Source organism: Lagierella sp. ICN-221743, assembly GCF_037890055.1.
Classification (GTDB): Bacteria; Bacillota; Clostridia; order Tissierellales; family Peptoniphilaceae; genus Mediannikoviicoccus.
The window spans coordinates 53,961-76,943 of the sequence record NZ_JBBKBD010000009.1 but is presented as its reverse complement, the minus strand read 5'-3'; the positions used below and the strand labels follow the sequence as shown (position 1 = coordinate 76,943).

The window sequence follows — 22,983 nt, the reverse complement described above, 5'->3', positions numbered from 1 at the left end:
CAGCTTTTCTATATCTAAGTGGTCTTACAATATACTTAACTAAGAAGTAGAGTCCTATAGGAAATACTGCAGCTTCTGCAAAGGCAAGCACATGCCAAATCATATAATCTGGTAAAAAACATCTCGTTAAATACATCATAACACTTATGGCTATTGGGGTACGAAGAGCCGACAAAACCGTGGCCATTCTGCCCTTGCCAAGACTTGCAAAAAATGTAACCATCAATCCATTTAGTCCAATAAAAGGATATGCCCATAAATATCTTCCCAGCGCTTCTAAAGTCTCATCCATTAATGTTGAGCCATCGTCTAAGAACAAATGTACAATTGGCTCTGCATAGAAATTTAAAATTATCATAAAGAATGATGCAATGGCAATTATACTTATAACTCCATTTAGTACATAGAATTTTATTTTTTTATAGTCCTTGTGCCCATAGTTATATGAAAAAAGTGGTGCAAGACCTTGGGCAACACCAGTCATTGTAACAGACACCAATACCGATAAATATGAAATAACAGTGTATGCAACGAGAGCATCTTCTCCAAACGCCTTCAACAGATTAGTGTTAAACAAAAACACGGTAAATCCAAGTGCTATTTCTGAGATAGCATCCCCTAATCCAAGTGGTATAGTTGTTTTTAAAACAGAAAAATCTAATTTTTTCGTGAATTTTATTCTTCCTGTCTTCTTTAAAAAGTGAATTAAAATAGCAGCGGTGCTAACTGTCTGTGCAATTCCCGTTGCAAATGCCGCGCCAAATATTCCCATATGAAATACAACTATAAATAAATAATCTAGCCACACATTTGAAATTGCCGCCAGAGCCACAGAAAATGCAGCTATATGTGGTGACCCATCTATCTTTACCATAACTTCAAATTGATAACTAAGCATAAAGAAGGCACCAAATGGTATTACAGTGCTCAAATACTCTTTTACAAATAAAACTGTTGCATCTGTAACTCCAAGCATATTAACTACTTTGTCCAATGAAAAAAACAAAATCATTGAAACGGTAATTCCAATAATAAGTAAACTTAAAACCGATGTGGTAAAAATAGTATTTGCCCTTTGCACCTCGCCTCTTCCAAGGCACATTCCAACTCGGGCCTGGGTTCCAATACTTAAAAGTATTCCAATTGCAAAGAACAAAGTTACAATCGGCATCGATATGTTAACGGCGGAGAACTCTATTTCCCCCACATAATTCGATACAAAATAACCATCTACCATAGTATACAGTGCAAAGACCCACATGGATATTATGGATGGTATTATAAATTTAAAAAATCTTTTCATTTTCAACTCCTTAAAACTATTTTACCACATCCTTATATATAAAATATATAAACGACAAAAAAGTCAGGAAGCCCTGACTTTTTTCGTCTCTTATTCAAAGAGAAATATGAATAGAAGAAATCTTAAGATGATAGTATTATTATACTTCATTGTGTTGTAGTTGTAAAGCATTTTTTTAAATTTTTCACTTTATTTTTTTTTAATTTAATCAACAAAAACATTTTTATCTTTTTATGAGCTTTTCTCTTATGTCCATAGGCACAAGAGATCCACCAGTTGACCAAAGAATATGGTGTATATTCTCCTGTTTTGTTTTTATATTTTCAGTTATATAACTTTGAAACTCCCCATCATTATAAAGCCTTCCCACTCCTTGAAATGTTGATGCAGCAGATGGTTCTATAAAAATATTTTCACTGGAGTATAGATCTTTCATGTACTCAAAGAGATATTCATCATCAATGGTAAACACACCTGATAGTATTTCGTCCATTACTTTACCTACAAATCCCGAAGGTCTAGCAACTGCAAGTCCGTCTGCTTGTGTTAGTCCACTTAGACCAATATCGAAAACAGAAATACCTCTATGTTTGCCACTGGCCATGCCCAGTAACATACATGGAGAGTTGGTTGGTTCAATGAAAAATATATGAACATTTTCTCCAAACATCTCCTTTAACCCATAGGCAATTCCTCCAGGAGCTCCTCCAACACCACATGGAATATATACGAATAATGGATTTTCTTCATCTACTTTTACATTTAATTCTTCCAATTGCTTTTCAAGTCTAATTGCTGCAACAGCATATCCATAAAATAAATTTTTAGAGTTTTCATCATCCACAAAATATGAATATGGATTTTCTTCCGAAAGTTTTCTTCCCCTTTCAACTGCCTTGCCATAGTCGCCTTCATACTCTATGACCTCTGCTCCATAGCTTCTAAGCAAATCTTTTTTCCACTGTGCAGCGTCCCTTGACATATGAACCACAACTTTAAACCCTAAAGTCCTCGATATGATTCCGATACTAAGTCCAAGATTTCCTGTGGAGCCAACTTGAACTGTGTATTTAGATAAAAATTTATATACTTCTTCTGAAGCAATTACAGAGTAATCATCATCCTCTTCTATTATTTTATTTTCAACTAAAAGCTCTTTGGCATATTTTAAAATTTCATATATTCCGCCCCTTGCTTTTACAGATCCAGCAACCGCAAGTTCATTGTCCTGTTTTAAAAATATTTTTCCAGACACATCACTTTTATATTTTTCAATTAAAACCTTTTTCATATTTGGTATTTCAGTTAATTCTGATTCAATTATTCCTTTTCTTTTGACTGTCTCTGGGAATTTTTTCATGATAAATGGCGCAAATTTTTTTAAAAGCAATTCCGCTTCAATAACACCATCAAAACTTAACCCAAAATCTTCTTTACTTTTATTGCCAAGTTTTGGATTCTTCCAAAAGAATTCTTCTTTATTTTTTAATTTTTCTAAGTAGTCCATAATAACTCCTTTCTTTATCTCTTTATATTTTACCCCATTATCTTATTACTTCTTGTATATTTTAAAAATATGGTAAAATTATATTAGGTGATTATATGAAAAAGAAAGCATTAGTAACAGGTTTTTATGGACTTATCATAGGTGTCTTAGCGGGAGTTTTTAGTTCCGCCTATAGATACTCCCTAACTTTACTTGGGAAGCTTCGAGGAAATCTGTTTGCAGAAAAAGATTTTAAATTTTATTTTATTTTTTTAATTGTTGCGCTAGTCCTTGGCTACATTATTGGACTATTACTCGAATTTGAACCATTATCTTCAGGATCAGGCATACCCCAAATTCAATTGGAAATTGAATCGAAAGTTAGTATGAATCCACTTAAAGTAATGGTTGCAAAGTTTATTGGTGGATCCCTTGGAGCTTTTATCGGCTACTCCCTTGGTATGGAAGGTCCATGTATTCAAATAGGTGGTTCATGTGGAAAGCTGGTGTCAGATAAGACCAATAGGGATACCGAAACAAAAATATTTGTTGCAGCAGGAGCGGGCGCTGGTATATCTGCGGCATTTAACGCTCCCCTTTCTGGAGTTTTATTTGCCATTGAAGAGATGTACAAAAAAATTACTCAAAGACTTTTGGTAATTATGTTAATAGCCTGTGTGGTTGCAGATTTTATTAGTAAACAGTTCTTTGGATACAAAAATTCCTTTACTCAAATTTCAGATATTAAATTTGATGGAAAGACAATCATCTTATTTATGATTTTAGGTGTGCTAACCGGATTTGTTGGAGTTATCTTTAATTCTAATTTGATGCTTAATCTAAAGATGTTTAGTAAAATCAAAATCAAAAAGAGATATAAGCCCATGTTCGCATCTGTATTTGCATTTATTTTATTTATCTTTATGCCAGAGCTTCTAGGTGGAGGTCATAATGTAATAGAAAGTTTGTTAGAGTCTAATTATTCATTGATAATTTTACTTTTTATGCTTGCGTTAAAACTAATCTTCACTTGCTTTTGCTATGGAACAGGTGCACAGGGTGGAATATTTTTACCAATCCTTGTTCTAGGGGCATTAACCGGAAGTGTATACTCTAAGATATTGGGTGAAGCATTTACAAATCTTGCCCCTGCCTTTATCGTTTTAGGTATGACAGGGATTCTTGCATCAGTGGTAAGGGCGCCAATTCTTGCAGTGATTTTGGTTTTTGAAATGACTGGAGGTGCCATGTCACTACTTCCACTGGTAATAGTCTCATCTATTTCACTTATAGTTGCAGAATTTTTAGAATCTGAGCCAGTATATCACAGCTTAAAGAATTGGACATTTAAATCTTTAAATTTATAAAAAGAAAACTGTTGAATGATAAAAGTCATCCAACAGTTTTTTATTATTTTTTAATTCTTCCACTCATGTGGGTGTAAAATTTTAATTTTTCTATTAGTTCATCAGAAAACTCTCCATGTTTCATTCTCCATGTCCAGTTACCCGATGCAGTTCCTGGATAATTCATTCTAGTTCCATTATCGAAGCCTAAAATGTCTTGCATTTGAAAAATTGCCATATCTGCAACGGAGGTCATTGCACCTCTAATCATTCCCCAATTCAAACCTTCATCCTCAGTTAAGTTTAGATATTTCTTTGCAAACTCAACTTCCTCTTGGTTATAATCTTTAATCCATCCCATTATTGTATCTGAGTCGTGGGTGGACGGGTACACAACAAAGTCTCTATCTATGTTATGTGGAAGATAGTCTGATGATGCGTCGGGACTAAAGGCAAATAATAAAATTTTCATTCCAGGAAAGCCTGTGTCTTTTCTAAATTGATAAACCTCTTCAGTCATATAGCCTAAATCTTCTGCGATAATAGGAAGTTCTCCAAGTTCATCTTTTAACTTTGAGAACAGCTTCATACCAGGGCCCTGTATCCATGAACCATTTCTTGCGGTGTCGTCTCCCGCCGGTATTCTCCAATAGGATTCAAAGCCTCTGAAGTGGTCAATTCTTATGCAGTCAAATAGTCCAAATAGCCACTTGAATCTATTTACCCACCAATTGTATTCAGTCTCTTCGTGATAATCCCAGTCGTAACAAGGGTTACCCCAAAGTTGTCCATCTTCTGAAAATCCGTCTGGAGGACATCCCCCAACCCAAATCGGTTTTAAGTTTTCATCTAGCGAGAAAAGTTCTGGGTTTGCCCAACAGTCGCAGCTGTCTTCTGCAACGTATATTGGTAAGTCACCAACTATTTTTATTCCATGCTCATGGGCGTAATGCTTTAGGCCGTCCCATTGACTAAAGAATTGAAATTGTAAAAATCTATAGAAGTTCACCTTCGAAAAGTTATTGTTCTCAAACTCTTCTAATGCTTCTTCATGCCTAAATTTATATTTGTCTTCCCACTGCTGCCAAGGTCTTCCTTCATTTATATCTTTCAAGGTCATAAATAGTGCATAGTCATTTAACCAAAAACTATTTTCTCTACAGAAGGATTCGAATGTTAGTGATGAAGTATTAAATCTCTCATAGGCCTTTTTTAAAGTATCAAATCTTTCATGATATAACTTTCCAAAGTCAACTCTTTCGTTATCGTATAATGACTTTACATATTCTATCTCTTCATGAGTCAGTAGAGAACAGTTTTTTAAATAGTCTAAATTTATTAAATAGGGATTACCTGCATAACTTGAAAAAGATTGATATGGTGAGTCACCGTACCCAGTTGGGCCTATTGGTAGTATTTGCCACCAAGTTTGTCCTGCCTGGTTTAGCTTTCTAATAAATTCTCTAGATTCTTCTCCAAGGCTTCCTATGCCAAATTCATTTGGTAGTGAAGTTACATGAAGAAGAACACCCGAAGTTCTATTTTCACTAATTTTTTTAAAATTATATTTTTCGTCTAGCATAACACCTTCCTGCTATTAATTAATTCTCTCTTCTGTTTCATAATCAAAGAAGTGAAGCGCGTCTAAGTCAAAGGTAAAGTTGTGATACTCCCCAACTTCATATTTATAGTGACCAGGTTGAGACACTACCATTTCGTGATCTCCCTTTGTTCTTACATGAAGTAGTTTTTCCTTTCCAAGCATCTCTATTACTTCTACCTTTGCTTCAAATGAATTTTCTTCAGACTTCTTTGCTAAAAATCTTTCTGATCTTATTCCCATATAAACATCTTTGCCGTCGTATTCCTTTAGATATTTAAGGTCTTCTTCACTTGGAGTAACCACAACATTCTTAAATTCAGAAACAAACTTTTTACCATCCATCTTTCCCTTGACTATATTCATGGTAGGTGATCCGATAAATCCTGCTACAAATAGATTTTGTGGCTTGTCATAAAATTCTTTTGGTGTACCAAATTGTTGAATTTTACCTTTATCTAAAAGGATTATTTTATCCGCCATGGTCATGGCTTCAGTTTGGTCATGGGTTACATATATTGAAGTGGTTTCAAGTCTTTGATGTAGTCTAACGAGTTCAACTCTCATGTGCTCTCTTAGTTTTGCATCCAGGTTTGAAAGTGGCTCGTCCATCAAGAATACATTTGGTTTTCTAACCATGGCTCTACCAAGGGCAACCCTTTGTCTTTGTCCCCCTGAGATATCTGATGGTCTTGAATAAAGATAATCTTCAATTTGAAGAATCTTTGCTGCTTCCATAACTCTTTCGTGAATAACTTCTTTTCTTTCCTTTTTCATCTTAAGAGAAAAAGCCATGTTGTCATAAACAGTAAGGTGTGGATAAAGTGCATAGGATTGAAATACCATTGCAATATCTCTGTCTTTTGGAAGCACTCTGTTCATAAGTTTGTCTCCAAAGTAAAGTTCACCTTCCGTAATTGAAGTAAGCCCTGCAATCATTCTTAGAAGCGTTGACTTACCACATCCTGATGGTCCAAGAATTACACAAAATTCTTTGTCTTTAATCTCTAAGCTTATATTTCTAATGGTAAATTTATCTCTACCTTCATATTTTTTACCAAGATTTTTTAATAATACTCTCATATTTCCTCCTAGCCTTTAACTGAACCGCTACTTAGTCCTGAAACAAGTTGGTTTTGTAGGCTGATAAATAAAATAATTATAGGTATAGCTGTTAATAGCCCTCCTGCAGCAAAGGCAGGTGCATTCATTGTTCTAACATCACTTATCAATGTGTATAGTCCCGTTGCCAAAGTGTACTCTGATGGATTTGTCAAAAGTATCTTTGGTAACATATAGTCCATAAATGGTCCTATAAATGACCATAGGGCTATTATGGCAAGCATTGGCCTTGCAATTGGCATAATTATAAGTCTATACAATTTAAAGCTTGAACATCCGTCAATCTTTGCAGCTTCATCCAGTTCCTTTGAAATTGAATCGATATATCCCTTTAATATAAAGGTGTTTGATGCAATTCCTCCACCGGAATAGATTAGAATAAGCATTACTGTTCTTGAGAAAACCGGAATTATTCCACTTACGATTGAGTGGATTGCGTAGTAAGCTGTTATTCCTGCAAATGCAGGTATGGTTTGAATTAACATAATCGCCATTAAACTTCCCTTTTTGCCTTTGAATCTATATCTTGAATATGCATAGCCTGTGAATGAAACTATAATCAAGGTTAAGATTGAGGTTGATACAGCAATTACAATTGTATTTTTAACCCATTTCAAAAAATATGTTTCCTTGAATAGATATTGAAAATGTCTAAATGAAAACTTGAAATTTCCTGAAAGGGAAATATATCTGCTCTGTCCACCATTAAAACTGGATATGATCATTATGGCAAGTGGCCATATGATTAGTATCGCCCAAGTTATTAAAATAATATAAGAGATTACTAAACTTATAACTCCAATGGTGTCCAGTGGTTGGCTATCAGAAAGATGTAATTTTTTTTCTTTATTTTTCTTCATCACTTAACTCTCCTTAAAGGCTTTAGTGTTCTTAAATCCAATGTAGGCAAAGAACATTAACACCAATGAAATCAATATACTTATGGCAGCACCAAGGGCCTGATAATTTGATTCCATAGTAAGCTTGTAAATATATGAAATTAAAATGTCCGAAGACCCAGCAAGGTTTCCATACTTACTTGGATTGAATGGCCCTCCTCCATTAAACAGATATATAATGGAAAAGTTGTTAAAGTTAAAAGTGTATTGACTAATTAGTAGTGGAGCTGTTTGGAATAGTACAAGTGGTATTGTAATTCTCCAAGTCTTTTGAAGACCTGTGGCTCCATCAATGTCTGCACTTTCGTATAAATCCTTAGAAATCCCCTGTAATACACCTGTTGACAATAAGAATATATAAGATGAACCTAACCATCCCTGTAATAGTATTAGGGAAATTCTTGTAAGTGTTGGATTTGATTTAACATCCAGCGTAATATTAAATACATTTTTAAATAGCTCTGTAATTGGCCCCTGCCTTCCAACCATTAGAGAGAAGAACATTATTGTAATAAATGCAGGCACTGCCCATGGTAATAGATAAATTGTTCTAAAAATAGGCTTTCCTTTAATTCTCTCTTGGTTTGCAAGAAGTGCCAAAATAAATCCAATTGCTATTGCAAGAGTTGTTGCTCCTAGAGTCCAAACCAGTGTCCAAAATAGAATTAACCAAAAGGCTTTTCCAGCTACTCCTCTTCCCAGGAATAAAATCTTATAGTTTTCAATTCCAATCCATGTGAATTTTGATTGATGATTTGGATCTAGGTTTGTAAATGAAATTAATATTGCTGTAATAATTGGAATAAGCACTATAAATATGGTAAGGAGGTATCCTGGTGAAGATACCAAGTATGGAAAACCATCTGTTCCAATAATTTCTTTTGTTTCAAACCAGTTTCTTGGTCTTATTCCATTTATTTTATCTTTTTCAACTTTGTGTACATCTTTAAAGGACATTACAAATATGCCTATGGCAAAAACCACTAAAATTATGGCAATAATTCCTTCAATCATAAACATAATTGACCTGTCGAGCCTTCTTCCACCTTCAGCCAAGGTGATTAGCCCCGCAATTCCATCTCCTTGATAGTTACCAAAGCCAAGGGCATATGGTATTGCAATTAAATATATGAATAAACTTCCAAGGAAAAACAAAAACGCCTTCATCTTTTGTCCATTTAGCAGTTGGCCAAGTCCTGGTAAAACCGCTGTTAAATAACTTAAAAATGGTTTCTTTTGTTCCGTTTCCACAGGAGTCTTTCTTCTAATATTTGAAATGTAGGACTCAAGTACATTATCCATAGACTTTACGTCTATTTTTTTTCTGTATTTTAAATTTTCAATAGTTTCTTTTAATGACTTACTCTCGTTTAAAAGTTCAATTTCATTTAACTTTTCTTTATGCTCTCTTATGGCAATTTTACCTTCAGTTTTTTGCGCTTTTTTAGAAATAAGTCCTTCTTTATATTTTCTGTTTATCTCATCTGTCTTTTGATGAAATTTCTTTATTTGTTCTTTTCTCTTTAATTCAATTTCTTGTTCTACTTTTTTTAATTCGTTAGGATCTAATTTTTTGAGTCTTTCTTCACTTTCAATAAGTTTTTCATTCAACTCGTCATAGTGATTTATTATGGCAGGAATTTGATCTAGTTCAGCCTTTGCAATTTCATATCTAAGAACTGCAGAATATGTCAAATCCAGATATTTGCCATAAAAATCTTTTTTCATCTCAGCTTTATAAAGTCTTTTCTTTAATTCTTTTATACTATTGCTATCACTATCTTTAATATGTGCATCAACAGTTTTTAATGAATCAAGAAAAGTTTTTTCAGCCCTTTTAAACTCTTCTAGTTTTTTGTTATAGGGATGTGTTTTTTCATCCACATGTCCATCTCCACTTTTTATAGAGTCCAAAATATATTGATTCTTTCTCTCATGGACATTTCCAAAACTATCCCTAATTTCTAATTTATAGTTCATTTTTATCCTCACTATATATTGGTATTGTTATGATAAAGTAAAAAAACAATAGATATAATAAAATTTCCAAGTAGAAAAATATGGAGTTAAATTCCAACTTGGTAATTTTAAGTACTAACTTTGCCACCACCATTCCTCCAAGGACAAATTTCACAAGTCTGTTTACTTGAAGTTTTTTTGTGGCAAATACTAAAAACAAAGATATAATTAGAGGTTCCAGTATATCTAAAAAGTAATTGAGCATAATAAAGTTTAGATAATCCACTATGTCCCCTCCTGTTTTACTCTGAAATAAATTAAAAAGTACCAGTGACTTTCCCTTAATAAATGCTTCGAATGAGGAGAGTATTATAATTGATATAGCTGTTATTAGTATTTTTGTAATATGTTTTTCACTTTTCAACTTTTACTCCTAAATATTAACCGGGGAAAATCCCCGGCTAATTTATTATTAGTTACCTATATTTTCCATCATAGATTTAAATGATGCGTTAAGTTCCTTGTATGCTTCTTCAGCATTTGCAGGTTTAACATTATTCCATGAAAGAATTGCGTTTTTCCAAGTGTCCCAAACATTTCCATACTCTTTGAAGATTGGTCTTGGTTCTGATATAGCATAAGAGTCTATAACATTTTTAATAACCTTTTTGTCTAATTCTGGAAGGTCTGTCTTATCATAGTCCTCAGCAGATACATTTGGAAGTATTTTTCCTGTTGCTTTAAATAATTCTGCAGCATTTTCTGGTCTAACAAGTTCCATAATAAAGTTTTCAGCAAGTGCCTTCTTGTCTGCGTCATCTTCGATTCTTGCGTTTATTGCCATTGCCCATCCACCTTGCCAGTGTGAAAGTGGTTTTCCATTTATTGTAATGTGATTAATTGGATAAATTTCAAGATTTTCTCCAGCCTTTTCAACATTGTCATTTAATTCCCATGGTCCACCAAGTCTAATAACACCTGATCCACCTGTAGTGAATTCGTCACCGATATATGCCCAGCCTTCATCTTCTCCTGAGAATAATGGTGAATTTGCTTCGTTATGTTTCTTCCAGTATTGGTATAGGGATTCAAATAATTTTTGTTGATCTTTGCTTAGGTCTTTAAAATCTTTTGTCATATCTGATTCAAACTTGCCGTTCTCTTCTTTTAGTAAAGAAATTCCAGCTGAGTTTGTAGATGCAACACCAAACCAAGCATCAAAGAATGGTAGTAGAACATTTGCTGGATCTTTTATATCGTTTAATTCGATAGGTTTTTCATAGTCGATGCCAGCTTTTTCTGCGTTTGCCTTATTAACATATGTTACTAGGGTTTCAATGTTAAAAGGAAATCCTAAATAGTCTTCGCCATCTTTAAAGAATCCACCAAGGCTTTCGTCAAAGTTGTCATATCCACCAATTTTCTTTGCCATTGCCGGTGCATTCACAGCTCCTAAAACATCTTGGCTTACAAGATCTGTGAATCTATCTAGTGGTAGTGCAAATACATCTGCAAAGTCAGGGTTTGTAGCATCTGTACTCTTTAATATGTCTAAGTGGTCAAATGAACCAATTTCTTTTAGGTTGATTTTTGAATCAGGATTTTTTTCAAGAACTTTATCTACAGCTTTTTGATAGTAGTCCTTCCAGTCCTTTTCCACTTGTACAGTTATTTCAGCTTTAATACCTTCCGACTCCACCTGTGCAGTAGAATCTTGCGTTCCGCCGCCTGTCTTTTTACCACATGCAGTAAAAAGCATTGTCGCTCCTAATGTAAGAGCTAAAATTTTTGAAATTTTTTTCTTCATATAATCCTCCTGTTGTTGAAAACGATTTTTTATTACACATTTGTATTCGTTTCATATTAATCATATACTATAAAATGTTTTTTGTGAATAGCAAGTAGCGCTTTATTCCAATTTAATTTTAATTTATTTTTCAATTTTTAATAATATTTATTTCTTTATTCAAAAATATCATTGTCCTCAGGTTTATAATCTAAAAATTCTTGCACCAATGAATAGGCCCTTTCAAAATCACTTTCATCAACAAAAATACTTTCATTTTTTATAACACTGGCCCCCATTATATTTAAATAACCATCTAAGTCTGCCTCGCTATCAATATAATTAATCATATTGTCTTTTAAAATAGCTTTAACAGTTGTAGTTAAAAAGTCGTTACTAGACTGTAATAAAAGTTTCATATCGCCCACCCTCTCTTTACTTTATTATTATTTACCCTCTTTCTTTGTAATAAACTCAAATCTGTGTTAGAATTTATTATTGTGTTTTAAAGAAATAAAAAATGTATGGGGTGAATTATGGAAAAAATTGAAAAGAATAAATTACTTGGCGAAGAAGATATAAAAAAATTATTAATAAAGTTTTCAGTACCTGCAATTATAGGTATGTTAGTTAATGCACTATACAATGTAGTTGATAAAATATTCTTGGGACAGGTAAGCTCTCTTGCCATTGCAGGAGTCCATCTAACTTATCCCGTAAGTTTAATTATAATGGCTTTCTCAATGCTTATTGGTATGGGCGGTAACTCCCTTTCTTCTATAAGAATGGGGCAGGGAAGATTAAAACAATCGGAAAAGATACTTGGACAGTCATTTACACTGCAATTTATACTTTCTGTTGTACTAACTACAATAATTTTATTATTTCCAGAAGCAATCCTTAGAAAACTTGGCTCAAGTGAAGCTCTTCTTCCAATTTCCTCTGAATACTTGGCAATAATAGCAATAGGTATCCCCGCACAGCTACTGGGCTTTGGGATGAACTTCTTTATAAGAGGTGAAGGAAGTCCCTCAACTGCCATGGGTACCATGTTAATCGGCGCCATAACAAATATTATTCTTGACTATGTATTTGTTATTTTAATGGGCATGGGAGTTAAAGGTGCAGCACTGGCAACTATTATCGGACAATATCTTTCAATGATTTGGGTATTTGCTTTCTTCTTAGGAAAAAAGACCTCTTTGAAGTTGAAGAGAGAAAATTTGAGATTGGAACTACCTGTAGTTAAAGAGATAATCGCATTAGGACTTGCTCCATTTGGAATGCAAATTGCAGCATCTTTAGTAATTGTTGTATTTAATCTTCAAGTAAATCATTATGGTGATGACCAAGCTATTGCAGCCATGGGAATTATGCATAGTATTTCCACAGTGGCATTTATGCCAATATTTGGTTTAAATCAAGGAAGCCAACCTATTATAGGTTTTAACTATGGTGCAAAAAAACATGACAGAGTTAAAGAAGCTTTTAAACTTGCTTGCATAGTTGCAACAATTTATATGACATTGACCTACCTAGCTATGATGTTTATACCAGAGACATTGATAAAGGCATTTATAATGAACGCAAAGGACATCGACAAGGTAATGCCAGGAGCAGTTTCATGTTTAAGATTAAGCTCCCTTGCAAATCCAGTTGTAGGTTTCCAAATTATTTCTGCCAACTACTTCCAAGCTACTGGAAAGGCCGTTAGAGGAATTGTGCTATCACTGTCACGTCAGTTACTAGTACTATTACCGGTATTAATAATTGTTCCAAGATTTTTAGGACTTAACGGAGTTTGGTTGACCTATCCAATTGCAGATACAATTTCATTTTTATTAACACTAGCATTTATGCTAAAAGAATTAAAACTATTGAATAAAGAGATCGAACTTGAAAGTTTAAATTAGGATTAAAATAACGGCCCTCATATGAGTGAGCCGTTTTTTTAATTTATAAATTTCTAAATACATCTAATGCGTATGAACCAAATGCGAAAGAAGGTCCTCCACCCATGGCAACTGCAGCTTCTACAACTTCAATTATTTCCTCTTCTGTAAGTCCTACATCCTTGCAGTTTTTAGCATGTGCTCTTATACAGTCATGGCATCTAATTGCTATTGCAATACCTAACATAACACATTCTTTTTCTTTTAAGCTTAGCGCTCCATCCTTCATGTTTGCACCAACTGAACCCATAACTGCAGATGTAAGTTTGGAGTTTTCCATTAAATAACCCATTCTTTGTTTTTGTTCTTCATACTCTTTTTCGTATTTCATCTTAATCCTCCTGATATAAATTTATTTTATACACCTTAATTATATCAGTTATTTTATAATTTGTTAATTTATATATTTTTGAATGTTATGCTTTGTTAACTGAACCAAATAGTTCCATTTTTTCTTTAACTACTCTTTTTATTCCTTCAGTTCCCGGTTTTAACAATTTTCTTGGGTCAAATCCCTTACCAACTTTGTCTAGGCCATCTTCAATATATTTTCTAGTTTCCTTTGCAAACTCTAATTGGCATTCAGTGTTTACATTTATTTTAGAAACTCCAAGTTCAATAGCTCTTTTAATCATGTCAGCAGGTATTCCAGTACCACCATGAAGTACAAGTGGCATCTTTCCAACTTCTGTCTTAATATTTTCAAGGGCTTCAAAGTTTAATCCCTTCCAGTTTTCAGGATAAACTCCATGGATATTTCCAATTCCTGCAGCTAAGAAATCTATTCCAAGATTTGCTATCATCTTACATTCTTTAGGGTCTGCTATTTCTCCGCTTCCTACAACACCATCTTCTTCTCCACCAATAGCTCCAACTTCTGCTTCAACAGAAATGCCTTTGCTGTGTGCAATTTCAACTATTTCTTTTGTCTTTTCGACATTTTCTTCAATTGGATAGGAAGATCCATCAAACATTACAGAAGTAAATCCTGCTTCAATAGCTTTTTTTGCTCCTTCATAAGTACCATGGTCAAGGTGAATTGCAACGGGAACTGTAATATTTAATTCCTCTACCATTCCTTCTACCATTTTAACAACTGTTTTAAATCCTACCATGTATCTTGCAGCACCTTCAGATACTCCTAGGATAACTGGTGATTTAAGTTCTTCTGCAGTTTCAAGAATTGCTCTTGTCCACTCCAAGTTGTTAATATTGAATTGTCCAACTGCGTAATTTTCACTATAAGCTTTGTCTAACATTTCTTTTGCTGATACTAACATGTTTACCTCCTAATATTTTCTAACTATATCATAACATACCCCAGAGAAATCTACATCAATCAAAACAACGACTATGTTATAATTAATTTAGGAGGCGCTATGAAAAATTTAGAAAATTTAAGAGCTGAAGTTGATTCAATCGATGAAGAACTCAACAAGCTTTTTATAAAAAGACTTGAAGTAGTTAAACATATACTAGAAGAAAAAAAAATAAACAAGATGGATATCTTGGATAAAAATAGAGAAGATAAAATTTTTGAGAAATTAAAAAAGGAAACTCCTGAAGAGTATTTTAAATACTCTAAAGACTTATTTCAAAACATTTTAAAAATTTCAAAAAAATATCAAGGAGACCTTTAGTAATGAATTTAAATTTAGAAAACATTGGTACCTTTATAATTAAAGATCATGATAAATTTGAATTTGATAATTTTATTCTTGGATCATCTTCTCCAAGGCGTGTTGAACTCATGTCAAAATTTATAAATGAGTTTGAAATAATAAAACCAGAGATTAACGAAAATTTCATAATAGAAAATTTTTCCAAAACTTTGAATTATGATTTTCTAAAAAATAGTTTTCTAACCACTGCAGAAGTTTCTTTTCAAAAGGCCCTTGCTGTGCACGAAAAGAAAGATGGCGGTTTAATTCTATCTGCTGATACCGTTGTAGTTACTGAAGATAAAATTTTAGGTAAGCCCCATGACTTAGATGATGCATATAACACACTCCATTCCCTTTTAGGTAGACTCCACTATGTTTGTACTGCCGTATGTCTACTAAATAATCCTAAGGACTTTATGCTCTACTATGTAGTTTCTGGGGTTAAATTTGTGGAAGAAAGTGATTTTGTAAATGATTTTATCGAAGAATATGTAAACTCCAAGTCTCCTCTTGATAAAGCTGGTTCATATAATATAAAGGAAGTGGACAAGGTACTTATAGACTCAATTTATGGCGACTATTACAATATTGTGGGACTTCCCATTACAAAGATTTTAAGGAGTATAAAGCTATGAAAGAAAATGTACTAGTTAGTTCATGCCTTATTGGGCTTAACACCAGATATGACAAGAAAAGTTCAAAAAATATCTTTGATGACTTAAATTCAAAATACAATGTCATTCCATTTTGTCCCGAACAAGCTGCAGGACTTCCAACTCCACGAAAGCCATGTGAGATTAGAGATGGAAAAGTTTATAATGTTGATGGCGTAGACTTAACAGAAGATTTTTTATATGGTGCAAATGAAGCTTTAAAAATTTGTAAGATGTATAAAATAAAAAAAGCATTTTTAAAAGCTAAGAGTCCATCATGTGGCAAAGGAAAAATTTATGATGGAAGTTTTTCTCGAAAGTTTGTAGATGGAAGTGGAATTGCAACTAAACTTTTAGAAGACAATGGAATAGAAGTAATCAGCATATGATAATAGAAGATGGAAGTTAGATATTAGAAATAAAAAACAGGCGGTTAAGGGGTTTCCGCCTGTGTTTGGATTAATAAATCCATAAGATATTTTCAAAAGGGGTGTTTTGAATTATTATCTGTATCTATATTAACATCGATGATAATGATTGTCAATACCTTTTTCCAAATTATTTTAAAAATTTTAAAATTTCTTCAGGTTTGTGAATTATCGCCTTGGCTCCACTTTCTAAAAGCTCTTGTTTTGTTCTAAATCCCCACGTTACTCCCACTGGATATATATTTGATTTAACTGCCGTTATCATATCTGTTGAAGTGTCCCCAAAGTAAATAATTTCATCGTCTTTTAATCCTGATACTTCCTTTAATTTATCTACCATATCTGTTTCTGGTTTAAGCTTTATTTTTTTGTCATCTGCAAAGATATAATCAAAAAAATCTTTTCCAAAAATATTATCCAAAACATTTTTTGCAGCTGATAATGGTTTATTTGTGCAAACTGCCAATACTTTCCCTTCATATTTAAGTTTTGTCAAAGACTCAACAATTTTTTCGTAGGACTTAGTGGTCTTATCGTCACGATTATTATAGGCATAGAGATAGTCTGGAAGAATTTCTTCAACTTTTTTTAAAATTCCCTCTTCATCTAAGTTTAAATTATCTCTTTCGTTTATATAGGTAAATGCTCTTATAGCTAAGACCCTTGCTCCCCCACCGACAAATTCATTATATAAGTTCATGTCACAAGGTTTTAGTCCCATTTTTTCTAAATGAGCATTAAATAGATTGCCTATGCTTTCAAGGCTGTCAATTAAAGTTCCATCTAAATCAAACACAAATGCTTTATACATCATTACCTCCTAAGTTGTTCATTTCTTTAATAATAGTTTATCACACTAACTCAATCTTGTTTTTATTGATTTTTTTAATATTTGTTATATAATGGTCATAGAACAATGAAAAGGGGTGTTTAAATGACTGTAGATATAAGAAAAGAACTACCTGAAATTTTTAAAGATTTTGCTGAAGGTAGACAAAATGCATTTATTAAGGTTAAAGAGCAAAAGGAAAAGGGGATTCCTCTAATTGGAACTTTTTGTACATTCTTTCCACAAGAACTAGCTGTAGCTGCTGGAGCAACATCCGTTTCTCTATGTTCTACTTCTGATGAAACTATTTCAGATGCGGAAAGACATTTACCTTCAAACCTTTGTCCACTTATTAAATCTAGTTATGGATTTGCTATGACTAACAAATGTCCATTCTTCTTTTTCTCTGACATGATTATAGGCGAAACAACTTGTGATGGTAAAAAGAAGATGTACGAATATCTTGGTGAGTTTAGACCAACTCATGTTATGGAACTTCCAAACAAGTATTCCAAAGATGGATTAAAGCTTTGGGCGAACCAAATAAGGGAAACTAAAGAGATTATTGAAAATACTTTTGATGTAAAAATTACTGACGAAGATCTAGAAAAAGCTATAAAGGTTAAAAACGCAGAAAGATCTGCTGTAAAAGATTTTTACGAAATTATGGAAGCTGATGAACTTCCATGTACTGGCCTTGAACTTTGGCATGTATTAACTGGTATTACTTTTGAATTTGATAAACATAAGATACCTGAAGATATTAAAGCTCTAAAGGAACAAGTTTTAGCTGAAAGCAAAAAGATTACCGGTAAGAAGAGAATATTAATTACAGGATGCCCTATTGGTGGAGCAACTGAAAAGGTAATCGAAGCCGTTGAAAACCACGGTGGTATCGTAGTTTCATACGAAAACTGTGGTGGCGCAAAGGCAATAGATAGAAATGTAGAAGAAAATACTGGTGACCCAATTGCTGCAATGGCAGAAAAATATTTACAAATTGGTTGTGCATGTATGTCACCAAATCCAAATAGAAAGGAACTTCTATCAAGACTTATTGACCAATTCAAAGTTGATGGAGTAGTTGATATGCATCTTCAAGCTTGCCAACCATTCCAAGTTGAATCACTAAGCATCAAAAACTTTGTAAATAAAGAAAAAGATATACCTTACATTTCCGTTGAAACAGACTACGGTCAATCAGATATCGGTCAATTAAATACAAGAATAGCAGCTTTCATAGAAATGTTATAAAAAAATTCCCTCGCGTGAGGGAATTATTTTTTCGCTTCATACATTGCAACTGCTGCGGCAATTGTCAAATTGAGGGAGTCTACATTTTCACTTTGGGGAATAATAACTTTATTTATATCACAAGCTTCATATTCTTCCCCAAGGCCACTGCCTTCATTTCCAAATGCCAGAGCAAAGTTTTTCGAAAAATTTACGTCTTTCAAAAGTTTTGCACTATTATCCAGCATGAATGCATATATTTCATTGTCATGTATACTTCTGTACTCTTCCAGGCTCGAAAAGTTTTCAAAATTAATTTTAAAAAATGATCCCATGGAGCCTCTTATTACTTTTGGATTATATATATCACAACAGTTTCCTATTAGGGCAACATCCTTGAATCCAAATCCCGCCATGGTTCTTAAAATTGTTCCAAGGTTACCCATGTCTGAAACTCTATCGAGGATAATGTGATTACTTTCCTTTTCAATTTTACTGGAATATTTTTTAAATGTAGCAGCCATATACTCTTTCTTCTTTAATGAAATTCTATTTAAATTATCATTTGAAATCTCATATGCTATTGAATGTTCATCAAGCTTTTTAGTAACTTTTGAAATTTCATTAAAGTCTGGAGATATATATACTTTCTCCACAACTTCCGGCTTGCTATCTATAAGTTCCAGCGTTGGAAAAGGTCCCAATACATAGGAATATTCAAAATCTTTTTTATATTTTTTTAATCTTGTCATTACTTAAATGCCCACAACTTCTTTATATCTTGACTAAATTCATCGTAGTCCCAAGCTTTTTCAGAATTTTGTAAACTATTTGGATCATAAATTAAAAATCTTCCCTGGTCATCATAGTCCACAATAAGCATAACATGGGAAACAGTTGTAAAAACTCCTGGACCAACTGAAATAATTACAGAATAACCATCGTCAAGAGCCTCTGTTATTTTATTCTTGCTATTTGGTAAATCCTCAAGCTCTAAGTCATACTCATTTGCAATAAATGGATATACATCCCAGTTTGTCCCATAGTCTCCTACATATCCATTGTCATGGAATAATTTTGCTATGTCACTTGGAGTAATTCTTCTGTTAGTAATTCCTGAAATCATCATTGCAATTGATGTAGGCGCACAGCCTGTGTCTCCAATTATTCCTGAGCCATACTCTTGATATCCCCAACTTTGATCCCATTGAATATAGTATGGGTACTTAAGTTTTTTATAAATCTTTTTAGGATATCGATAGCTGTAATTTATTCTGTTATCAATATATTTTGCAATAAAGTCTATTGTATCAGGATTTCTTCCAGCCATTTTAATCATTGACTCTGGAAGTTCATCTAAATTATCAAGTATAAGTTTAGCGTTTTTATCTACCTTGGAAGCTTTTTCAATATTTTGAATATAGCCTTCAACTGTTGTTGCATCAGAATATTCTACCTTCTGTTCATGTATTTTATCTGTTGAGTCAAGATTTTCCGAATAGTCCTTTGCAGTTCCAATTAAATCTAGGTTTTCAGAAGCCTTTTCAATCCTTCCTCCTAAGGAAAATGCATTTTTTATTAATAAAATAAGAAATACAAGAAAGATGGAAAGGAATAATCTATTTCTAAAAATTTGTCTTTTTCTCTTTGCACTTCGAGTTTTTTTTCTTCTATCCATTGCTCCTCCTCCACCTATTTTAACAATTTATATTGAAATTGTAAAACTTAAGGGTATTAAACTTGATGGTATTAAAAAAGACTCCCTAAGGAGTCATTATTTTATTTTTCCAAATTTGCTAAATGGAATAAATCTAAATACCGCTATTCCCTTTATTGTATTTGTAGGAACGGTTCCAAATCTTCTTCCGTCGTCAGAGTTATATCTATTGTCTCCTAAAACAAAAACTTCCCCTTCTTTTACTTCCCACTCTGACTGTCCAGTTTCAGGATAAGTTTCTACTTCTGAAGAAAGATATTCTTCTTTTAACTCTTCTCCATTTAAATAGACCTTGCCTTCGTTCAAACTAACAGTGTCTCCTGCAGTTCCTATAACTCTTTTTATAAAGTGGTCCCTCTTTCCCTTTTTATTTATATCTGGAGAGAGAAACTCTATTACTTCTCCTTTTTCCACATCTCTTATCCATACTCCCAATCTATTTACTATAAGCCTGTCTCCAGTGTCAAAGTTTGGATACATGGACTGACCGGACACTTCCGTAACGGAAAAAATAAAAGTTCTTATAATAACTGCAAGAACAAGTGCCAGTAATATAGATTTTATGAAGGATATTATTGTATCTTTCATCTATTCATCTCCTTATAATTCGTATAATGTATCGTAATTTATCTGAGTGTAAAATAATTTTTTTAACCTTTCAAAGTCGCCATCACTTTCTGCCATGGCCCACATAAGCTTTACCACTGTTGATTCAAGGGTCATGTCGAATGATTCCATTATATTTAATTCATCAAGTCTTCTACCAACTTCATATACTGAAATATCCGATCCTTCCATGGGAACCTGTGTGGTTATTACAATATTTAACTTTCTGTCCTCTTCAAGTTCAACTTTAAATGCATCTACAAGATATGATGGTATACCACCAACACCATAGGACTCAACTATAACCGTTTTGTACTTTTTGAAAATATATGACAGAAGTTCTGGTTCAATGGTTGGTATTAGTTTTAATAAAAATATTGAGTCGTCTAGCTTGTCATAAAACTTAACTTCCCCTTCAAAGTCCTTGTGAAGATATCTTATTATCTTATCGTCATGGACAGTTGCAAGCACAGGATAGTTTAGGCTTGTAAATGCGTCATAGCTCTTAGTCTTTTCCTTTCTCCCCCTTGTTCCTGCAATAACCTTGCCGTTAAACACGATATTTACATCGCTTGACCTGTCGTCGCACACATAACTAATACTATCTGTCAGATTTAGCTTTGCATCTGTTATATCGCTAAATATTGACTTTTGTGCCCCAGTAAGTACAATTGGTTTTTTTGAGTTTTGTATTAAGTAGGAAATTGCACAGGCAGTATATGCCAATGTGTCCGTTCCATGGGTTATAACAAAACCATCGTAGTCCTTATAGTTATTCCTAATTGCAGTGCTTATCTTAAGCCAGTCCTCAACCTGTATGTCAGTTGAGTCAATGCTCATTAGGTCCAAGGTGTCTATGGTAACTTTATTTTTATTAAGATTTAAATACTCAACCAATTCCCTTGAGTTAAGTCCTGGAGCAAGTCCCTTGCCTTTATTTATAGATGCAATGGTCCCTCCAGTGGATATCATCAAAATATTTTTCATTAAAATTTCAACTTTCTCGGTTTTCTATTTTCAAAAATATAGACTCCGGTAAATCCATTTGCTTTTAAATAGTCCACTGCATCTTTTGAGTTTGCTCCAACATCCTCTGATATATGTGCATCAGAACCTATTGTTATAATCTCTCCGCCAGCTTCTTTATACCATTTAAGGATTTTTTCATGTGGATGAAGATATGGAAGTCCCCTTCTATATCCCCCAGTGTTTATTTCGATACCTCTATTTGAGTCTATAAGTTCCTTGAATATCTTTAATATAGTTTCTTTATTGTCTTCTTGGTTTGGAACCTTTACTCCCTTGTCTAAATATCTGTCAATGTAGTCAATATGTCCAAGTACGTCAAAGTTTCTTGTGGCCTTTACTGCCTTATACATCTCTTCATAATATGTTCTATAAAGTTCATCGGTAGTTAAGTTTTTGTAGTAGCCACCATGGTAAAGATCTTTTTCAAATAGTGAGTGTACTGATCCAATTACAAAGTCGTAGTCAAATTTGCTTACAAAGTCATCTACAATCTTTGCAGTACATTCCTGTATTCCCACTTCAACTCCTGAAATAATAGTTATTTTATCTTTATACTTCTCTTTTAATTTTTCATATTTTTTAAAATATCCTTTCACATCAAGAGTGTCAGAATATACATCAGTAACTTCAACTATTTCCATATGATCCGTAATTGAAATACACTTAAGCCCTTTTTCAATTGCAGTTAAAATATTTTCTTCCATTGGAGTTCTACTATCTATAGAGAACTCGCTATGATTATGCAAATCTATCATAATTCCTCCTATTTCTATATAATAGTTTACCATAATTTTAAGAATTTTATAAAAAAAAGACTCCTAAGAGTCTTTTCTAAAATCTTTGAAGCCTTCTTCTCTCTCTTGATCTATTTTTTCTATAGTATGACTGTATGTCTATGGCATCAAACAGTGTTGTTATTATAAAAATAATTACACTGCCCCAAATTGCTCCAGTCTCTTTTCCAATTGTGAAAAAGATTAAAAATATAACGGAGAGAATAATAGGTCTTATATTGAATTTTATTTTTAATAGGAATGGATAGGCTATCTCTTTTAATATGCAAAGTATTATAAATAATATTGCAAGCTGACTTCCTAACATCTTTTCATTTGTTATTACCCTTACCAATATCCAAGGTATCATTAAAAGTCCTGAACCCATAAATGGAATCAAACTAAATAGTCCTATTAAAATGCCCTTTATAAATACTCCATGAATGCCAATTATTTTAAGGCCAATCATAGATATAACAGCAACTGCAAGTGCATATCCCAAACACCATAAGCCAAGTGTCTTCTTGTCCTTCTTTGTTCTAAATAGTATCTCAGATAAAAACCCTTCTAAATATTCCTTTACAACCATTTTACACCT

General features: G+C 33.1%; 24 protein-coding genes. 6 read left to right on the top strand and 18 right to left on the bottom strand.

The annotated features are described in order from the left end of the window. Together WKS98_RS05835 and dsdA are read right to left on the bottom strand one after the other, a co-directional pair. On the bottom strand, window positions 1-1,303 hold a 1,303-nt coding region (locus WKS98_RS05835; protein ID WP_498917700.1), incomplete at its 3' end, for an MATE family efflux transporter. Between the two features lie 223 nt (window positions 1,304-1,526). After that, entirely contained in the window at window positions 1,527-2,810 is a 1,284-nt protein-coding gene (gene dsdA / locus WKS98_RS05830; protein WP_498917698.1) for a D-serine ammonia-lyase, read from the bottom strand. Window positions 2,811-2,905: 95 nt separating this feature from the next. Here dsdA and WKS98_RS05825 point away from each other — a divergent pair, with 95 nt between their 5' ends. Continuing rightward, entirely contained in the window at window positions 2,906-4,156 is a 1,251-nt protein-coding gene (locus WKS98_RS05825; protein ID WP_498917697.1) for a ClC family H(+)/Cl(-) exchange transporter, read from the top strand. Window positions 4,157-4,199: 43 nt separating this feature from the next. Here WKS98_RS05825 and malQ read toward each other — a convergent pair whose 3' ends face one another. The 7 genes from malQ to WKS98_RS05790 all read right to left on the bottom strand — a co-directional run bounded on the left by malQ (window position 4,200) and on the right by WKS98_RS05790 (window position 11,920). Then, a complete protein-coding gene (gene malQ, locus WKS98_RS05820; RefSeq protein WP_498917695.1) occupies window positions 4,200-5,717 on the bottom strand; it encodes a 4-alpha-glucanotransferase in 1,518 nt (505 codons plus the stop codon). A 15-nt stretch (window positions 5,718-5,732) separates the two neighbouring features. After that, window positions 5,733-6,818 carry an ABC transporter ATP-binding protein gene (locus WKS98_RS05815; RefSeq protein WP_498917693.1) on the bottom strand — a complete coding sequence of 362 codons (1,086 nt, stop codon included), beginning with the start codon at window positions 6,816-6,818 and terminating at the stop codon, window positions 5,733-5,735. Window positions 6,819-6,826: 8 nt separating this feature from the next. Beyond that, window positions 6,827-7,717 (bottom strand): sugar ABC transporter permease, encoded by an 891-nt coding sequence (locus WKS98_RS05810; protein ID WP_498917691.1) that lies wholly within the window; start codon window positions 7,715-7,717, stop codon window positions 6,827-6,829. Window positions 7,718-7,720: 3 nt separating this feature from the next. Further along, entirely contained in the window at window positions 7,721-9,736 is a 2,016-nt protein-coding gene (locus WKS98_RS05805; RefSeq protein WP_498917689.1) for an ABC transporter permease subunit, read from the bottom strand. Next, the gene (locus WKS98_RS05800; protein ID WP_498917687.1) at window positions 9,726-10,139 is read right to left on the bottom strand and encodes a hypothetical protein; all 414 of its coding nucleotides are present in this window, start codon (window positions 10,137-10,139) and stop codon (window positions 9,726-9,728) included. Before WKS98_RS05800 ends, WKS98_RS05805 begins: the two co-directional genes overlap by 11 nt. A 48-nt stretch (window positions 10,140-10,187) precedes the next feature. Continuing rightward, window positions 10,188-11,522, bottom strand: a complete 1,335-nt coding sequence (locus WKS98_RS05795) for a sugar ABC transporter substrate-binding protein (RefSeq protein ID WP_498917685.1) — start codon at window positions 11,520-11,522, stop codon at window positions 10,188-10,190. 155 nt (window positions 11,523-11,677) lie between these two features. Next, entirely contained in the window at window positions 11,678-11,920 is a 243-nt protein-coding gene (locus tag WKS98_RS05790; protein ID WP_498917683.1) for a putative signal transducing protein, read from the bottom strand. A 117-nt stretch (window positions 11,921-12,037) separates the two neighbouring features. On the opposite strand from WKS98_RS05790, the gene WKS98_RS05785 reads away from it, so the two are divergent. After that, window positions 12,038-13,414 carry an MATE family efflux transporter gene (locus WKS98_RS05785; protein ID WP_498917681.1) on the top strand — a complete coding sequence of 459 codons (1,377 nt, stop codon included), beginning with the start codon at window positions 12,038-12,040 and terminating at the stop codon, window positions 13,412-13,414. Between the two features lie 43 nt (window positions 13,415-13,457). Here the strand turns inward: WKS98_RS05785 and WKS98_RS05780 are convergent, their stop codons facing one another. Continuing rightward, the gene (locus WKS98_RS05780) at window positions 13,458-13,784 is read right to left on the bottom strand and encodes a carboxymuconolactone decarboxylase family protein (RefSeq protein WP_498917679.1); all 327 of its coding nucleotides are present in this window, start codon (window positions 13,782-13,784) and stop codon (window positions 13,458-13,460) included. An 85-nt stretch (window positions 13,785-13,869) separates the two neighbouring features. After that, entirely contained in the window at window positions 13,870-14,733 is an 864-nt protein-coding gene (gene fba / locus WKS98_RS05775; RefSeq protein WP_498917678.1) for a class II fructose-1,6-bisphosphate aldolase, read from the bottom strand. 99 nt (window positions 14,734-14,832) lie between these two features. On the opposite strand from fba, the gene WKS98_RS05770 reads away from it, so the two are divergent. Genes WKS98_RS05770 through WKS98_RS05760 form a run of 3 tightly spaced genes read left to right on the top strand, consistent with a single transcriptional unit; the run spans window position 14,833 to window position 16,159 of the window. Beyond that, window positions 14,833-15,093, top strand: coding sequence for a chorismate mutase (locus WKS98_RS05770; RefSeq protein WP_498917677.1), 261 nt, complete (start codon window positions 14,833-14,835; stop codon window positions 15,091-15,093). A gap of 2 nt (window positions 15,094-15,095) precedes the next feature. Further along, entirely contained in the window at window positions 15,096-15,752 is a 657-nt protein-coding gene (locus tag WKS98_RS05765; protein ID WP_498917675.1) for a nucleoside triphosphate pyrophosphatase, read from the top strand. After that, the gene (locus WKS98_RS05760; protein WP_498917673.1) at window positions 15,749-16,159 is read left to right on the top strand and encodes a 2-thiouracil desulfurase family protein; all 411 of its coding nucleotides are present in this window, start codon (window positions 15,749-15,751) and stop codon (window positions 16,157-16,159) included. Before WKS98_RS05765 ends, WKS98_RS05760 begins: the two co-directional genes overlap by 4 nt. A 169-nt stretch (window positions 16,160-16,328) precedes the next feature. Here the strand turns inward: WKS98_RS05760 and WKS98_RS05755 are convergent, their stop codons facing one another. Further along, on the bottom strand, window positions 16,329-17,009 hold the full coding sequence (locus tag WKS98_RS05755) for an HAD family hydrolase (RefSeq protein WP_498917671.1): 681 nt from the start codon (window positions 17,007-17,009) through the stop codon (window positions 16,329-16,331). Window positions 17,010-17,132: 123 nt separating this feature from the next. Between WKS98_RS05755 and WKS98_RS05750 the strand changes: the two genes are divergently transcribed. After that, complete coding sequence (locus WKS98_RS05750; RefSeq protein WP_498917670.1) at window positions 17,133-18,281, top strand: double-cubane-cluster-containing anaerobic reductase; 1,149 nt, start codon at window positions 17,133-17,135, stop codon at window positions 18,279-18,281. Window positions 18,282-18,304: 23 nt separating this feature from the next. Here WKS98_RS05750 and WKS98_RS05745 read toward each other — a convergent pair whose 3' ends face one another. The 6 genes from WKS98_RS05745 to WKS98_RS05720 all read right to left on the bottom strand — a co-directional run bounded on the left by WKS98_RS05745 (window position 18,305) and on the right by WKS98_RS05720 (window position 22,974). After that, window positions 18,305-19,012: a TrmH family RNA methyltransferase gene (locus WKS98_RS05745; protein ID WP_498917668.1), complete on the bottom strand. Its 708-nt coding sequence runs from the start codon at window positions 19,010-19,012 to the stop codon at window positions 18,305-18,307. Continuing rightward, window positions 19,012-19,938, bottom strand: coding sequence for a C39 family peptidase (locus tag WKS98_RS05740; RefSeq protein WP_498917666.1), 927 nt, complete (start codon window positions 19,936-19,938; stop codon window positions 19,012-19,014). Before WKS98_RS05740 ends, WKS98_RS05745 begins: the two co-directional genes overlap by 1 nt. 96 nt (window positions 19,939-20,034) lie before the next feature. After that, window positions 20,035-20,565 carry a signal peptidase I gene (gene lepB / locus WKS98_RS05735; protein ID WP_498917664.1) on the bottom strand — a complete coding sequence of 177 codons (531 nt, stop codon included), beginning with the start codon at window positions 20,563-20,565 and terminating at the stop codon, window positions 20,035-20,037. A gap of 12 nt (window positions 20,566-20,577) precedes the next feature. After that, on the bottom strand, window positions 20,578-21,570 hold the full coding sequence (locus tag WKS98_RS05730; protein ID WP_498917662.1) for an asparaginase: 993 nt from the start codon (window positions 21,568-21,570) through the stop codon (window positions 20,578-20,580). Next, window positions 21,570-22,367, bottom strand: coding sequence for a histidinol-phosphatase HisJ family protein (locus WKS98_RS05725; protein WP_498917660.1), 798 nt, complete (start codon window positions 22,365-22,367; stop codon window positions 21,570-21,572). Before WKS98_RS05725 ends, WKS98_RS05730 begins: the two co-directional genes overlap by 1 nt. Window positions 22,368-22,443: 76 nt before the next feature. After that, window positions 22,444-22,974 carry an AI-2E family transporter gene (locus WKS98_RS05720; protein WP_498917658.1) on the bottom strand — a complete coding sequence of 177 codons (531 nt, stop codon included), beginning with the start codon at window positions 22,972-22,974 and terminating at the stop codon, window positions 22,444-22,446. Between the last annotated feature and the right edge of the window lie 9 nt (window positions 22,975-22,983).

Excerpts from the sequence above, each read along its gene's own strand:
- dsdA (WP_498917698.1), bottom strand. The coding sequence starts at position 2,810 with ATGGACTACTTAGAAAAATTAAAAAATAAAGAAGAATTCTTTTGGAAG.
- WKS98_RS05825 (WP_498917697.1), top strand. The coding sequence starts at position 2,906 with ATGAAAAAGAAAGCATTAGTAACAGGTTTTTATGGACTTATCATAGGT.
- malQ (WP_498917695.1), bottom strand. The coding sequence starts at position 5,717 with ATGCTAGACGAAAAATATAATTTTAAAAAAATTAGTGAAAATAGAACT.
- WKS98_RS05815 (WP_498917693.1), bottom strand. The coding sequence starts at position 6,818 with ATGAGAGTATTATTAAAAAATCTTGGTAAAAAATATGAAGGTAGAGAT.
- WKS98_RS05810 (WP_498917691.1), bottom strand. The coding sequence starts at position 7,717 with ATGAAGAAAAATAAAGAAAAAAAATTACATCTTTCTGATAGCCAACCA.
- WKS98_RS05805 (WP_498917689.1), bottom strand. The coding sequence starts at position 9,736 with ATGAACTATAAATTAGAAATTAGGGATAGTTTTGGAAATGTCCATGAG.
- WKS98_RS05795 (WP_498917685.1), bottom strand. The coding sequence starts at position 11,522 with ATGAAGAAAAAAATTTCAAAAATTTTAGCTCTTACATTAGGAGCGACA.
- WKS98_RS05790 (WP_498917683.1), bottom strand. The coding sequence starts at position 11,920 with ATGAAACTTTTATTACAGTCTAGTAACGACTTTTTAACTACAACTGTT.
- WKS98_RS05785 (WP_498917681.1), top strand. The coding sequence starts at position 12,038 with ATGGAAAAAATTGAAAAGAATAAATTACTTGGCGAAGAAGATATAAAA.
- WKS98_RS05780 (WP_498917679.1), bottom strand. The coding sequence starts at position 13,784 with ATGAAATACGAAAAAGAGTATGAAGAACAAAAACAAAGAATGGGTTAT.
- fba (WP_498917678.1), bottom strand. The coding sequence starts at position 14,733 with ATGTTAGTATCAGCAAAAGAAATGTTAGACAAAGCTTATAGTGAAAAT.
- WKS98_RS05770 (WP_498917677.1), top strand. The coding sequence starts at position 14,833 with ATGAAAAATTTAGAAAATTTAAGAGCTGAAGTTGATTCAATCGATGAA.
- WKS98_RS05765 (WP_498917675.1), top strand. The coding sequence starts at position 15,096 with ATGAATTTAAATTTAGAAAACATTGGTACCTTTATAATTAAAGATCAT.
- WKS98_RS05760 (WP_498917673.1), top strand. The coding sequence starts at position 15,749 with ATGAAAGAAAATGTACTAGTTAGTTCATGCCTTATTGGGCTTAACACC.
- WKS98_RS05755 (WP_498917671.1), bottom strand. The coding sequence starts at position 17,009 with ATGTATAAAGCATTTGTGTTTGATTTAGATGGAACTTTAATTGACAGC.
- WKS98_RS05750 (WP_498917670.1), top strand. The coding sequence starts at position 17,133 with ATGACTGTAGATATAAGAAAAGAACTACCTGAAATTTTTAAAGATTTT.
- WKS98_RS05745 (WP_498917668.1), bottom strand. The coding sequence starts at position 19,012 with ATGACAAGATTAAAAAAATATAAAAAAGATTTTGAATATTCCTATGTA.
- WKS98_RS05740 (WP_498917666.1), bottom strand. The coding sequence starts at position 19,938 with ATGGATAGAAGAAAAAAAACTCGAAGTGCAAAGAGAAAAAGACAAATT.
- lepB (WP_498917664.1), bottom strand. The coding sequence starts at position 20,565 with ATGAAAGATACAATAATATCCTTCATAAAATCTATATTACTGGCACTT.
- WKS98_RS05730 (WP_498917662.1), bottom strand. The coding sequence starts at position 21,570 with ATGAAAAATATTTTGATGATATCCACTGGAGGGACCATTGCATCTATA.
- WKS98_RS05725 (WP_498917660.1), bottom strand. The coding sequence starts at position 22,367 with ATGATAGATTTGCATAATCATAGCGAGTTCTCTATAGATAGTAGAACT.
- WKS98_RS05720 (WP_498917658.1), bottom strand. The coding sequence starts at position 22,974 with ATGGTTGTAAAGGAATATTTAGAAGGGTTTTTATCTGAGATACTATTT.